General features: G+C 59.4%; 8 protein-coding genes and 2 pseudogenes. 2 read left to right on the forward strand and 8 right to left on the reverse strand.

The window, feature by feature from the left end:
- Positions 1-510 precede the first annotated feature (510 nt).
- From GWK63_RS00270 to GWK63_RS00280, 3 genes are all read right to left on the reverse strand, one after another.
- Positions 511-5,862, reverse strand: a complete 5,352-nt coding sequence (locus GWK63_RS00270) for a glycosyltransferase (RefSeq protein WP_007397173.1) — start codon at positions 5,860-5,862, stop codon at positions 511-513.
- An 8-nt stretch (positions 5,863-5,870) separates the two neighbouring features.
- Entirely contained in the window at positions 5,871-6,830 is a 960-nt protein-coding gene (locus GWK63_RS00275; protein WP_157772023.1) for a tetratricopeptide repeat protein, read from the reverse strand.
- 273 nt (positions 6,831-7,103) lie between these two features.
- Positions 7,104-7,916, reverse strand: a complete 813-nt coding sequence (locus tag GWK63_RS00280) for an ABC transporter permease (protein ID WP_007397171.1) — start codon at positions 7,914-7,916, stop codon at positions 7,104-7,106.
- A 413-nt stretch (positions 7,917-8,329) separates the two neighbouring features.
- Here GWK63_RS00280 and rho point away from each other — a divergent pair, with 413 nt between their 5' ends.
- Positions 8,330-9,640, forward strand: coding sequence for a transcription termination factor Rho (rho, locus tag GWK63_RS00285; RefSeq protein WP_007397168.1), 1,311 nt, complete (start codon positions 8,330-8,332; stop codon positions 9,638-9,640).
- Positions 9,641-9,815: 175 nt separating this feature from the next.
- Here the strand turns inward: rho and GWK63_RS00290 are convergent.
- From GWK63_RS00290 to GWK63_RS00310, 5 genes and pseudogenes are all read right to left on the reverse strand, one after another.
- Positions 9,816-10,154, reverse strand: a pseudogene (locus GWK63_RS00290) (zinc-binding dehydrogenase); the annotation flags it as partial.
- Positions 10,155-10,213: 59 nt separating this feature from the next.
- On the reverse strand, positions 10,214-11,059 hold the full coding sequence (gene istB / locus GWK63_RS00295; protein WP_007396167.1) for an IS21-like element helper ATPase IstB: 846 nt from the start codon (positions 11,057-11,059) through the stop codon (positions 10,214-10,216).
- Entirely contained in the window at positions 11,056-11,655 is a 600-nt protein-coding gene (locus tag GWK63_RS00300) for a transposase (RefSeq protein ID WP_166498081.1), read from the reverse strand. The genes istB and GWK63_RS00300 overlap by 4 nt, the downstream gene beginning before the upstream one ends.
- A gap of 144 nt (positions 11,656-11,799) precedes the next feature.
- Positions 11,800-12,444: pseudogene (locus GWK63_RS00305) on the reverse strand (quinone oxidoreductase family protein); the annotation flags it as partial.
- Positions 12,445-12,470: 26 nt separating this feature from the next.
- Positions 12,471-12,926 carry a methylated-DNA--[protein]-cysteine S-methyltransferase gene (locus GWK63_RS00310; RefSeq protein WP_007397165.1) on the reverse strand — a complete coding sequence of 152 codons (456 nt, stop codon included), beginning with the start codon at positions 12,924-12,926 and terminating at the stop codon, positions 12,471-12,473.
- Between the two features lie 100 nt (positions 12,927-13,026).
- Between GWK63_RS00310 and mnmE the strand changes: the two genes are divergently transcribed.
- Positions 13,027-14,334, forward strand: coding sequence for a tRNA uridine-5-carboxymethylaminomethyl(34) synthesis GTPase MnmE (mnmE, locus tag GWK63_RS00315; RefSeq protein WP_240601517.1), 1,308 nt, complete (start codon positions 13,027-13,029; stop codon positions 14,332-14,334).
- The last annotated feature ends 5 nt before the right edge of the window (positions 14,335-14,339 follow it).

Here is a 14,339-nt window from a genome sequence, read left to right on the forward strand (position 1 = left end):
GGCCCGGTTAACCAGTGGGTATCATTGCTGCAGGCATGCAAGAATATGCATCTGCCGATAGGGTGTTCGAAACAGGCCGTGGCGCTTTCGGCCAGACAGGTCGCATAACACTGATTGCCGTTCAGCTGGAAGCATCCGATCTGTAGCCCGTTATTCAGAACGCTGCAGAAGCATTGCCTCCTTAAAGGAGTGTGGCTCCTGAAATATTTCATTCATATCAATGCGTTGCATCTGAATAATTTCTTACGCTCAGAGGAGTATTGCAGTGACATGCACGACCCTGAAGCGTTTGAACATGCCACACCGTACAAGATCTCTTTAAAGGCGGTTGCCTCAGGCTGCGACCTGCCCGTAAGGGTTCGGGTATGATCGCCGGCCTGCCGGATGGCTGGCGACATTCATACCTGCATGGTCGGCCCGTTGCATCCGAAGCCAATGGGGTGGCAGAACGGTCGACCAGCGCAGGGCCATTATAGGTCGGTCACAGCACTGCGCAGGTATGTTGCCTTTTTAATCGAAACGGTTGCGCGGATGATTCCAGTCCAGACGTTTCTGGCGCACCAGTCCGTAAAGCATGTTTTCCAGATTGCGTGCAATGTGTTGCCAGTCATGGGCCATAAGCCAATCATGCATGCCGGCCTGTATGGCGCGGCGTTTTTCCGGGCTTTCCAGTAATGGCGCAATGACTTTTGCCAGCTCATCAGGATCATTGTTATCGGCCCAGGCGACCGCACCCTCCAGTTCCGAGAAAATTTTCACGCGGGTGGCGACCAGCGGCACCATGGTGGCAAGCGCGGTCCGTACCGCGCCGCTGGCGGAATCATCACTTTCGTCATAAGGCAGAACAATTACGTCACAGCCCTCAAGCAGGGTTTCGATTTCTGCTACCGGCAGAAAATCAAGATGCCACTCGATGGCATCTTTAAGACCGGCTTTTGCCGCCAATTCACGGCAATGGTCGATAACCTGATCATGACTGCCGTCAGGGAAGCGGGCATTGACCAGCCTCAGTTTCAGGCCCGGCCACTGGCGGCGCAATTTTGCAACGGCCTGAATCAGCCTGTCGATCCCCTTGTGACGGAAGAAAAAGCCGTGACAGCCGATAACGGGCGCGTCGTTTCGCTTCAGGATGCGGGGCCAGGGAGTCTGTTTTGGTGCAAAGGCCCCATGGGGGAAGAGACCCAGATTACGTTGCACGCCCAGACTGACAAGATAGTTCATGTCATCGATATTGTGCACAAGAACGCGGGACATCTGGTTCAGTCCCTGTACGGTCTGCTCGATTGTCTGTTTGTCGGCACGCCGTAGATTGCGGGCATTATGAAGGATGACGACGGTCACGACATCGGAAAGACGTGGGTCCTGCCCCAGTCTGGCCAGTTCGTTCCATGCCATCAGCCCATCCTGATGCTGGATGACCAGCGCTTCAACCCCGTGCTCCACGGTGGCTGCGGCAACATCGTGTGCTGTGTCCTGAACATAATCCCATACGGGTGTAAAGGCGATGGGATTGCTGTTCTTTTCTGAACGATGATCGGAGAAAACAGTAATATTCTGTTGCTGCTCATCGCTCATATGGTCGATCAGGTAATTGGAATACTGCGCAATGCCACATTTTATATTCCAGGTGCTGACCCACCCGACCCTGGGCGCTGTCAGGTCCTGCGGCTGAAGCAGGTCACGCACCATGCCACTGAAGCGGCGTACCCATGCGGTATTGTCATTTTCCACATTGCCAGCCACCAGCGCCGCCTGACGCCGCTGCTCGATCAATGCGATATTGGCGGGGTCGGCATATTCGCGCAGGGCAGCCGTCAGGTCGTCCACATCCGGTTCCACCCATAGCGAATGTGAACCTGCGACATGACTGCCGGAACGGGCAAAAGTGAAGCGGATCAGCCTTGCCTGATGCGGCCCGCAGAAATCCCTCTGCCCCCCGTGGCCGGTCACGATCAGGGGCAGGCCCGCCACCATCGCTTCAAGTGCGGGCAGGTTATAGCCCTCCCCGCGTGTGGGCAGGACCATGACATCAGCCGTCCTGTAGAACGTCAGTAGTTCCTCTGGCTCCACATCACGATTGATGATCTGGACGGGAGCCATGGCCGGATATTGCCCGCGCAGGGCATCCAGTTGTTCCTGCACGTCGTTATGGGGGTTGGGGAAGGTCTTGATGACCAGTTCGACATCATCTTTTTTCGTAAAGGCCCTGGCCCATGCGGCAAGCAGGACATCCACGCCCTTACGGGGAAAGCACGACGAGATATGCAGGAAGCGGCGCATCGGCCGGGTAACGGGCTTGCGCTGGCGCGCCAGTGCCCGTAGGGGGGCAAGCTCAACCGGTTGACCGATCGTGTCTATGGGCAGGCGGCAGCCAGACAGGCTCAGCGCATCCGTAACGCACTGGGCTGGCGAGATGATCGCATCGAACCCGTTGGTGAGGGTCTGGACGATATCGGACGGAACGCGGGTTTCCTCCCATGCAAACAGGGAAAGTGCCAGTCGTGGATGCGATGGAGGCGGCATGACCGGCCAGTGCTGGCTGATGATCACTTCGCGGTTCGGATCGGGCTGTGGCCGTGCGCACAGATCGATCATCAGCTGCTTTTCGTCGGCCGGAACGCCTTCGGTATGGCTGATGGGATCTGTCTCGAACGGCAGGAAATGTGTGCGCTCCGGATAGGCCTGTTCCAGTGTGGTGGCGACGGCACGGTTGATGATTGCCAGGCTATAGCTGCCCAGCAGATGACCCATGACGGTATACTGCATCGACACTTCACTGTCCGATGCCGTGATCACCTGCTGGTCTAGTGCCTCCACGGCCTGGTCCACCGTAGCGGATGCCTTCACCGGGGTAATGGCTCCGGTCTGCTCCCTGTTTTCACAGTCGGCCGGACGGCCTTCCAGCGAGAAAATGCCGAGTGCCCTGCCCTGCCCGGACAAGCGGCCCAGCAGTTCCGTAAGCTGGATATTTGAGACCTGTTTTTCCCATGCCGATGCGGGAATCACCACGGAGAGCGACCGTTCCGTCGTGGCTTCCCTGGCCCATTGCAGGATCAGGTCTGCAAGTGCTTTATCACATCCTGACTGCGCGGCAATCCTGCCAGCGGCGAAATACAGCGCCGTTGCCCCAAATGCCTGGGCCTGCTGCCATGCCGCCTGCGGCTCAAGGGTGGCATACAGGAAATCCAGCCCGATGATGCGGTCCCCCGGACGTGTGGCCAGTATTTCATCTGGCAGGTAGAAATTTCTTATGCCTGCCAGCCTGCCCGTAAACTGGTTGGCAAGCATGAAATGCTCACCCGCGCCATAGACGGCACAAACATCCTTGCCACCCTGCCGGAACAGGGTAGCAAGCTGCTGCCGTGCCATGGAATCAAGACGCCGGATGGCGTCAGGCGCGGCATAGGCTGTGACATCAATGAAGAGGCGTGGTGCCCGCTCGATGGCCTCGTTATGGGCAAGTGCGATCGCAACCGCCCCCAGATCGTCTGAATCCGCCCGTATTTTCCGCACGCTGCCCGGCAGGATCGCCTGAACATGGGAAAGCTGTGAAGGCGTGCTGCTGATGGGTTCGTTTTGCGCCGCCATTATGGCTTCGACCCATGCCCCGATCGGTCGGGAGGGCGGCAGCATGGTCGGTTCCACCCGTTGGGCACCGTTTGTGCCCAGGGGGCCGATAGTATCGGCAATTTCGCGTGAAAGGTCTGTGCGCGTGTCGCCTGCTTCCACAACGGGGCGCTTCAGTCCGCGTGCATCGCTCAGGCAGCGTTCCGCCAGCTCTTCGGGCAGATCCGAACCGAGCAGGATAAGATCCGCGGCAGACAGCAGGCCGCGATAATGCGGGGTCAGCGGACCTGTAAAGGTGTGAATGCCGCCCTGCAGGAGCGTGGGCTTTTCCGACGCCGGTGCGACCGCCCTTTCGCCCGTTACATGGATAACCATGCGTGCATCGGGCAATGTGCGGCCAAGGCCACGGAAGGCTGCCAGGAAACTGCCAACCGTAATACTGCGGGACATCACGACGGCAACAAGTGGTGCATCATCGGCAACCTGCGCAAAGCTGCGGTAATGCGCTGCCGCATGTTTGTCACCGGACAGGGGGAGCAAAGGCAGGGCCGCGCTGCCTTCCGGCAGGGTCCGCAGGGCGTACAGGGAAAGACTGCTGCCCGCCAGTTCCTTCCATTGTGCCAGGGTGCCCGGATCCTGTCTGGCCGTGACAAGCCCGGCCAGGCCCTGGGAGGCGACGATGTCACGCTGCATCGTGGGCGTCAGGATGGCAGTGCCAGCCTCCCCGTCATCGATGGATTCCAGCGGGCGCATCTGCATGAAAAGACCGGGATGGGCGGCCATGGGGGCGGACAGCACCGGGGCGTCATGGCAATCCCCCGCGTAAAGGATCTGGTCGAACTGCGAGGCATCCCAGTCCAGTGCCTCCAGTGTCCGGCATTCGACCTGTGCGGCCGTCCACTGGTCCAGATGGTCGTCGGGCGTCATGGAATACAACGTGACGTCGCATCCGGCACTCAGGGCCGAAACCAGACCGGACAGGCGGCCCGCCACATGGCTGTCCGTATCCATCCGCGCACAGACAAGGGCAACGCGGGGACGCTGTGGCAGGATGGGCTGCTGCGCAGGCTGGCGCGCGCGGGACTGCGCATGCAGTTTTTCAAAGGCAGAAAGGATGATCCGGGCGGGGCGTGTCCATGTGAAGGCCTTGGCCCGCTCGATGCCATACGCACGCAGGTCCTGCTGAACCGCTGGATTGCCGAGGACCCGCTCCATTGCCTGCCCGAAGACAAGGGGGGAGGAGGGATCAACCAGCATGTCCGCACGCCCCACGACCTCCGGCAGGGATGTCGTATTGGCGGAAATGACCGGCGCGCCACAGGCCATGGCCTCAAGCGGGGGCAGGCCGAATCCCTCGCTCCATGCGGGGAAGGCAAACAGGGAACAGGCGGCATAGAGTGCAACAAGATCTTCGTCAGAGACAAAACCCGTCAGCACCAGGGTATCGGCTGGCAGTCCCTCTGCCCGTACCAGCTTGTCAAGATAGGGACGAGCATCCGCGTTCATCTTGCCCACGATGACAAGTTGATGGCTGCTTCTGACCTGTCGGGACATGCTGCCGAAGGCCGCGATAAGTCCTTCAAGGTTCTTGCGATATTCAAGCGGGCTTGTGTTGAGGACAAACGGCCTTGATATCCCCAGGCGACCCAGCAGGGCCGTATGGTTCGTACTGCCCGGCTTGGGGAGGGTAAACCGATGGTCGATACCATTGAGGGCGGTTATGACCTTTTCCGGTTCCACGCCTATGCGATTCCTGACCTCGCCCGCTACGAAATCGGAAATCGCGATCAGCAGATCGGCCTGTTTTACGGTGCTGATACGGCGCGCATAGGCATCCTGGTCATTCTGGGCCGGAATATAGCGTTTGGGATCTTCCAGCGGGATCAGGTCATGGATGGTGACCGCGACCGGATAGGGCGCGGGATCAATCGAGACGACCACATTGTCCCACAGCCCCTCAAGGGGGCTGGGGATGAATACCATGTCGGGCTCAAGCCGTGTGATGAAGGCCGTGCGCAGGATCTCGGCGGCGCGGGTGCGCCAGGCATTGTCCGGGCTGGCGGCTTCCACGCTGTCCGTCAGGCTGCAGACGTAAATGGAAGTCTGGGGCAGGAAACCGGCCAGTTCCTTGCGAACATAGTCGACAGAGCCGGGAAAGCGGTCCGTCAGGAAAATCAGGAACTCGTGTTCCTTGCCGACGGTAATCATTTCCTTGGTCAGGCTCATGGCATAACGGCCGATGCCACGGTGGCGACTGCCATTCTGGCATGACTGCAGATCAATGACGATACGCATGGAGTCCGTTATTCCTTGTATGCCAGGGAGCCTGCGAGGAACCTGAAAATGGTGCCCTGTCCGTGGTCCAGCCCCGGTTTCTCGACAAGCCTGCGCCGCCCGCCACCTTCGGAAGCAAGGGAGGAGGCGTCAGGCGCTGATGCATCCATCCGCAGGTAGGCCCCCGACAGGTCGGCTATCTGGTCATCAGTCAGGTCACCGCTGATTGCGCGTATTTCTCTTTCCGCAGCGGGCAGGCCCGGCCTGAGCCGCCATGCCGCCAGATAGGCCCCCAGCGCGGAATCTATACGCCCCTGCTGCTTAAGTGCGGCACCCAGATGGATATAGAGTTCCGGATCGCGGGGTGTCAGGAGCAGGGCGCGCCGGTAGCAGTCAACCGCTTCATCCGCCTTGTCCTGCTCCCGCAGTGCATGGCCAAGCTGGATCAGGAACCGGACCTGGCCGGGCGCGTATTTCAGGACTTTCCTGTAGCTGTTTTCCGCCTCGGGCCAGGCCTTCCTGCGGGCTGCCGCCCGGGCCTGCCTTAATGACAACGCCATGCGCAGGCGTGCCAGCAGGCCGGGGGCGTGTCCCTGCACTTCCGTGCTGGTCAGGCCGCCGCGCAGGTGGCAGGCATCGCGGGCAGTATCATCCTTGACGCCGACACTGCGCAGTTCGTCGCGCATGTCACTCAGGCTGCCGTCCATGGCCAGCGCCCGGGCAAAATAGGTGGCGGCTTCCTTCCTGTATCCCCGCAGCTTCAGGAATAGCCCTGCCTGCCTCTGGGCATCAACGTAATGCGGATTGGTATCCGCAGCATGCAGGTAGGTTGTCAGGGCCGCATCGAAGTCCTCATTTTCCTTGAGGACGTGTCCGAGCTGGATCTGGTCCTTTACCGATGGATTACGTTGTTTACACAGTTCCCGATAGTACCGGGCGGCTTCACCCCACTGGCCACTGCGGGCTGCCTTACGCGCCTTGGAACGCAATTTCTGATTTCTGAGCATATCAATTCAGGATGAATGTGAACCACAGTAGGGGCGGGGACAGTCCCAAAGATATCGCATTGTGCTTTCGGAAGAAAGGGGTGATTATAACGCACTGATTTATTTGTGTTATTTTTGAGCATCCCTCCGGTTTCATCGCTGGTGACCATCTGTCCGGCAACATCCGCCGTGGGAGGGATTGTGCATCATCGTCCTGCCAGCGATGGCGCAATCATGAATTGCAACATGACATGGCAGAACGGCAGCAGGGAATACTTACTGAACAAGAATGTATTTACGGACACGCAGGCACAGATAGAAGCCAGCAACCATCAGGAACAGATTTATGCCAAAACAATACGCGATGTTGTAATGAGAGTGCGCATTCAGGCCAAACTGGCCTTCGCGTATCATTTCAATATTATCTACACTGGGGGATAGCATCATGTACCAGCGGTATTTGGGCGGCAGCCAACTGACCATGGTGAATGCGCCCGTGAAGGGCAGCGACAGATAGCTGAAAACCCCCATTACCTTTTCAATAAGTTCCGACATTTCGCTAAGGGACGCGAAGATCATGGCGGTTGCCGTGCAGAATATGGCATGAAATGCCAAGCCAAGATAAAGCATGCCGTAATATTGGGGCGGCTTCATGAAGCCCAGGAAAATTGCGCCGCAGGCGACAAGCAGGCCGGCCATCAGGGTGCCGATTATTTCCAGTCCCGAACGTGCCAGGATGATCGTGACGGGTGTCACCTGACGGTGGAAAAGCAGACTGCCGTTCGATTCAAACGCCTTGATCGACTGGCCAAGACAATGGCGCCACATCGTAAGGGGAACGTACCCCGTAATCACGATGGCCGTCATCGGGAGGCCATGTTCATGCGAGGGGCGGATGGCCGTCCACAGGATCGCAACACCTGCGCAGAACAGGATGGGTTCACCGAGCACCCAGAGGAAGCCGATGTTTTCGCGTCCGTACCGTGTATGGATCTCGCGCATGATCAGGGCATAGATGACGCGTAGCTGGCGACCGAAAGCAGCCTTCAGATTCTGGTAACTGCTCTGCCTGGCTTCGGATGTTCTCATCGAATGGTGTACTTTCGTCTGTTGACCATCAGAGTGGTTCCTGTCCCCTGGTAAGCATCATCAAGTGGATTTCCAGCCCCCGGTTCACGGCGCGGACGGAACTAGGGTAGCCAGGATGATGCCAGTCATCCAAATGCCGACAGGCCGGTCCGCCGATTGGGCGCTGTTATGGCCATATCTTTACAAATCTGTCGAGAGGCTTGACAGCGCATGGTTAAAGGTATATAACTTTTCCATATTCCGGCAGACTTAAAGTTTTTGGCTGGAATTCCCACCTTATCCGTTAAGCAGCATCAACCATCTTGATTGTGACATGGGTCAGGGTCCTGCACATCAGTGCACCCTGTTCAATGAGTTGCTGGCTTACCGTTCTTCCTTTCGTGAACTGCCCACTTAATTTAGGCATATCCTGCATGCAACTCGCCGAACTCAAGGCCAAATCTCCAGCAGACCTTCTGGCTTATGCTGAAAGTCTGAATATTGAAAACGCATCATCTCTTCGCAAGCAGGAGCTGATGTTCACGATCCTCAAGACCCTGGCCGATAATGATCAGGCCATCTACGGGGACGGTACGCTTGAAATCCTGTCCGATGGTTTCGGTTTCCTCCGCTCGCCAGAGGCCAATTACCTTCCTGGACCGGATGATATCTACATTTCCCCCAGCCAGGTCCGCCGCTTCGGACTGCGTACCGGTGATACGGTGGAGGGCCAGATCCGGGCCCCGCGTGATGGTGAGCGGTATTTCGCCCTGCTCAAGGTCAACGCAATCAATTTCGAACCGCCCGAGGCGGTGCGCCAGCGCATCAACTTTGACAACCTGACCCCGCTCTATCCTGAGCGCCGGCTGAAGATGGAAGTCGAGAATTCTGCTGTTGGCGGTGCGGATGAGGTCCCCACCAACGGCAAGGGGAAAGGCAAGGCACCGAACCGGGATTTCACGTCGCGCGTGATCGACCTGGTTTCTCCCATCGGGATGGGCCAGCGCGCGCTGATCGTGGCGCCGCCGCGTACCGGCAAGACCGTGATGCTGCAGAGCATCGCGTCCTCCATTTCCGCAAATCATCCCGAAGTCTTCCTGATCGTGCTGCTCATTGACGAGCGCCCGGAAGAAGTGACGGACATGGCCCGCTCCGTGCGGGGGGAAGTGGTGTCCTCTACCTTTGATGAACCCGCGACCCGCCATGTGCAGGTAACGGAAATGGTGCTGGAGAAGGCCAAGCGTCTGGTCGAGCACAAGCGTGATGTCGTGATCCTGCTGGATTCGATCACCCGTCTGGCCCGTGCCTACAACACCGTCGTGCCCTCATCGGGCAAGGTGCTGACCGGTGGTGTGGACGCCAACGCGCTGCAGCGCCCCAAGCGCTTCTTTGGTGCAGCCCGTAACATTGAGGAAGGCGGCTCGCTGACCATCATCGCCACTGCCCTGATCGATACCGGCAGCCGGATGGACGAGGTCATCTTTGAAGAGTTCAAGGGTACGGGTAATTCCGAACTGATTCTTGACCGTAAGTTGGCTGACAAGCGGACCTTCCCGGCCATTGACATCACCAAGAGCGGTACCCGTAAGGAAGAACTGCTGGTTGATCGTGCCGATCTGGCGAAGATGTGGGTCCTGCGCCGTATCCTCGCCCCCATGGGCACGATGGATGCGATGGACTTCCTGCTCGACAAACTCAAATACAGCAAGACCAATCATGATTTCTTCGATGCGATGAATACCTGATCGCACCGGATTATCGTGACGACAAAAACCCCGGCCTTTCAGCCGGGGTTTTTTATGTCCTGATGATTTATTTATAAAAGTATAAAAGTTTTTGGGTGCCGCCTTTTTTCAAAAAGGCGGCGTTCTTTTGAAGCTTTTTGAAAAAAGCTTCACCAAAAACTTCTTTATGAAAGGCTCAGGGCAGCAGGATGGTGCTGCCCGTGGTCTTGCGTGATTCCAGGGCGATATGGGCTTGTGCCGCATCTTTCAGGGCAAAGGACTGGCCGATACGGGGTTTGATCACGCCCCTTTCCACCAGGCCAAAAAGTTCCCGCGCGGCATGGAGCAGGGCAGGGCGCTGGGCGATATAGGTCATGAGCAGCGGGCGTGTCAGGTACAGGCTGCCATGGGCCGCCAGTGTACCAACATCCACCCCCGTCACGGCACCGGATGCATTACCGTAGCTGACCATAAGGCCGCGTGGGGCAAGGCAGGACAGGCTGGTCTCAAACGTCGTCTTGCCAATGCTTGTAAATGCTGTTTCAAAATTCCCCACATGTGCTGTCGGAAAATTCCCCAGCACGGATATGGTGATCAGCCATTGAGGTGATCGATAGCTCCATGCTTTGGGGGCCTACCGCGGCGCTTTGGCGCTGCCGGTGGCATCAGATTGGCGTGGGCCCGTGTATGCTCGGGGATCAGATCGGCATGCTGGCGCAGGCGATAGCTGGCACCTTCGATGTGGACGACGACAGCATGGTGAAGTAGCCGGTCGAGCAGCGCGGTGGCGACGACCGGGTCGCCGAAGACCTCGCCCCACTCGGCAAAACCGCGATTGGAGGTCAGGATCATCGCTCCCTTTTCGTAGCGGGCATTGACCAGCTGGAAGAAGAGGTTGGCACCACCTGGCGTGATTGGCAGGTAGCCAATTTCATCGACGATCAGCAGCGAAGCCCGCGTGTAGAAGCGAATTTTCTCGGCCAGACGCCCCTCGCGTTCGGCTCTGGTGAGCGCCTCGAGCAGTTCTGCCAGAGAGCAGCGATAGACGCTGCGTCCGGCCCTGACGGCGGCCACGCCGATGGCTGTGGCCAGATGGGATTTTCCGGTGCCTGGCGGGCCCAGAAAATGCAACACCTCGGCCCGATTGATGAACTCGAGCTGGGCCAGCGCGGTGATGCGATGCCTGTCGAGTGAAGGCTGGAACGAGAAGTCGAAGCTCTCGATAGTTTTGATCGGCATGAGGCGGGCGGTGCGCAGTGCTACGCTGATGCGCCGTCCCTCGCGCAGGTTCAGTTCTTCGGCCAGCAGATCGTCGATGGCCTCGATGGCGCTGATCTCGCCCTTTTCCAGCCTGCCCAGCGTGTGATCAAGCGTTTCGAGGGCGCGTGCCATATGGAGAGCCAGCAGGCTTTGTCGGATGCGTTCGGTGACAGACATCATGCGGTCCCTTTGGCATTGATGTTGGCCAGGCGTTCACCCACCGCGCCGTAGAAAGCCAGAGGACGCTGGAGGATCGGCACCGCCGGTGTCGTCGGCAACATCTCGGCGTGTTGAACCGGTGGGGCCTTGCGGTGGCCTGGCTCGATCCGCTTACGGTTTTTGCCTTCCAGCACGGGATGCCGGGCGATGAGTTTCCCTTCCTCGAAGATCAGGACTTCATGTGTATGGTGCTGGATCTCGACCACGCGACGGCGGGCAGTGTCAGGCACACTGTAATAATTGCCGGCCACCGCCACCATCCCCTCGCGGCTGATCCGCCGCTCGACGCTCAGAACAGCATCGTAGCGCAGGGCAGGCAATGGATGCAGATGGGGCAGTCCGGGATAACTTGCCATCCGCTCCAACAGATAGGTTCGATAAGGTTCTGCTGCGCTGGCCACCGGTTTACGCGGTGCATAGGCTGGAGTCTCCAGCCCATTGGCCAGATACTTCTTCACTGTCTTGCGATCGAGCCCTGTCTGGCGCGCGATGGCGCTGATGCTGAGCCCCTGTCTTTTGAGTTCCTGGATCAAAACGACCTCCCTGAGTCCTATCACCTGCTCGCCCTTCCTTTGGCATCAGCAGGGATAAATGTGCCGCGTGATCGTCATGGGGGCATGCCCCCATGACGATCACGCACAGTCCTCAAACTGGGGAATTTTCAACCAGCACATTTGGGGAGATTACAACCAGCACTCACAAATGCTGTCGTACACGACCTTGAGCATGCGGCCATCTGTCAGGTTACGCACTTGCTCGGCTACATGGTCCGTGCCGATAATGACATCCGCTGCGCCATTGGCCCGGGCCAGTTCGGCCTTGGCTTCGGTCGAGACAACGCCGATGACCCGCGCGCCAAGATGTCGTGCCCACTGGCACATGAGCAGGCCCACGCCACCGGCGGCGGCATAGACCAGTATGTCCTCACCGGGCTGGACGCAATGGACCTCACGCAGCAGCATGTGCACGCTCAGGCCGCGCAGCATGATGGCGGCGGCGGTATCGAAACCGATGGCGTCAGGCAGTGGCACGATGCGGTCGGCGGCGATGGTGCGGTACGTGGCATAGCCGCCCGGTGTGGCAGGGTAGGCGACCCGCATGCCGGGGTGGATATCCTGCACGTCCGCCCCGACCGCTGTAACCGTGCCTGCGCCCTCCATGCCCGGAATGGCGGGCAGGGCAGGGAATTTGTACAGCCCGCTGCGGAAATAGGTGTCGATGAAATTGACCCCGATGGCTTCCTGCCGCAGCACGACCTCATTGGCCGCGGGGATGGGGATGGGGAGGGATTCAACGTGGAGAACTTCGGGTCCTCCATATTCATGGACGCGGATGACGGTGTTCATGGCATTCATTGGTTCCGCTCAGGGGTTCAGGATCTGGGAGTGACGCACAGGGTTTCCAGGTTGCGCAGGAATTGGCGGTCCTGCGCGCCTTCCTCGCCGGGATAGGTCTCGGGGTCATAATCCGGGCAGTCATCCAGATCGATGCGGTGGCAGGGGATCAGGATGGGAATTGGGTTTTCCCCACACGCGCTGACAATGGTTTCGGGCGTGACATCGGCCAGACGGGCGGCATCCTTCCAGTACACATGCTGGCCTGCGGGTATGGTCAGCATGAAGCGCCAGGCCTTGACCTGTTCCGGTGTGCCGTAAGGGTCCAGTGGCAGGGTGCACGGGGCGGGATCACCGTCAAAATAGGCCTCCAGCCATGCGCGGGCCTGAAGCAGGACGGGTGTTTCTTCCTGATCGCGGCCCCAGCCCCAGTCCAGCGCGACAATCTTTTCGTCTTCAACGGATACGGTCAGCGGCGCCAGTGGCGAATGCATGGAAAGTTGTGGCATGAGTCACCTTGATCAGGACAAAGAGGTGAACGATAACGCCGTTCCCGCCACTGGCAAAATGACGATGGCCATTATGGAGATTTTCATGCAGGAACGTGATGGTCATCCCCCCGTTATCTTTGCCCTTGCCAGTGGCCTGTCCCGCGCCGCCATTGCGGTGATGCGGCTGAGTGGCCGGGGTACGGGCCGGATTGTCGAAAGCCTGTGTGGCCGCCTGCCGGCGCCGCGCCGGGCTTCGTTACGGGGACTATGGCGACGGGATGGGGGCACACCCGTGCTGCTGGACCGGGCACTGGTGCTCTGGTTCCCCGGCCCGGACAGTTATACGGGGGAGGATAGCGCGGAACTGCACCTACATGCGGGGCAGGCTGTGATCAATGCCGTGGCCGATGCGCTGGTTGCCCTGGGGGCACGGCCTGCCGAACCGGGTGAATTCAGTCGCCGGGCCTTCATGCACGGGCGCATGGACCTCATGCAGGCGGAAGGCATTGCCGACCTGATCGAGGCCGAGACGGAAGCCCAGCGCCAGCAGGCGCTCTCACAGGTTGATGGTGCCCAGAGCCGCCTGTATCAGCACTGGGCCGACCGGCTGCGAACCCTGCTGGCCCATCAGGAAGCGCTGATCGACTTCCCTGATGAGGAACTGCCGCCGGAAGTGGAGCAGGAACTCTGTAACGGCCTGCGGGAGCTGCATGACACGATGCAGGCTTATCTGGCCGAAGGGGCCGGGGCGGAGCGGCTGCGGCGCGGACTGGTTTTTGCCATTGTGGGGGAGCCGAACGTGGGCAAGTCCAGCCTGCTGAACGCCCTGGCGGGACGGGATGCCGCCATCGTCTCATCCCGCGCGGGCACCACGCGCGATGCGATTGAAGTGCGTATGGTGATGGGAAATGTGCCGGTAACGCTTGTCGATACCGCCGGATTGCGCGAAACAGAGGACGAGATTGAAGCCGAGGGCGTGCGGCGTTCATTGTTTCACGTGAAACAGGCTGATTGCGTGGTGCAGGTTTTTGCGGGAAATCCCGCGCCGCCTAGTCTGGATGGGGCGGATGTACTGGTGTGCAACAAGACCGACCTGACTCCGGCACCAGATGGGGCAATCGGTATCAGTGTGCTCACAAACACGGGCATGGATGTGCTAAGAACAGTACTGGCCGATAAGGCGCGCGCGCTTACGGCAGGCCGGGCTGTGGCACCATTTACCCGTGCGCGCCATCGTGCCGCGATAGAGGAGACGGTGCGCCATATCGGACAGGCCCTGGCCATGCCGTGGCCCGAAATGCGCGGGGAAGAAATGCGGCTGGCCATGCGCGCGCTGGGGCGCCTGACTGGGGCGGTGGATGTGGAAGCCCTGCTGGATACGGTGTTCGGCCAGTTCTGTATTGGCAAGTAGGAGGG

This window comes from Komagataeibacter rhaeticus (assembly GCF_011611525.1).
Taxonomy (GTDB): Bacteria; Pseudomonadota; Alphaproteobacteria; order Acetobacterales; family Acetobacteraceae; genus Komagataeibacter; species Komagataeibacter rhaeticus.

Bases quoted from the DNA above. Each gene is read 5' to 3' on its own strand.
- GWK63_RS00270 (WP_007397173.1), bottom strand. From the start codon at position 5,862: ATGCGTATCGTCATTGATCTGCAGTCATGCCAGAATGGCAGTCGCCAC.
- GWK63_RS00280 (WP_007397171.1), bottom strand. From the start codon at position 7,916: ATGAGAACATCCGAAGCCAGGCAGAGCAGTTACCAGAATCTGAAGGCT.
- rho (WP_007397168.1), top strand. From the start codon at position 8,330: ATGCAACTCGCCGAACTCAAGGCCAAATCTCCAGCAGACCTTCTGGCT.
- istB (WP_007396167.1), bottom strand. From the start codon at position 11,059: ATGATGTCTGTCACCGAACGCATCCGACAAAGCCTGCTGGCTCTCCAT.
- GWK63_RS00310 (WP_007397165.1), bottom strand. From the start codon at position 12,926: ATGCATTCGCCACTGGCGCCGCTGACCGTATCCGTTGAAGACGAAAAG.
- mnmE (WP_240601517.1), top strand. From the start codon at position 13,027: ATGCAGGAACGTGATGGTCATCCCCCCGTTATCTTTGCCCTTGCCAGT.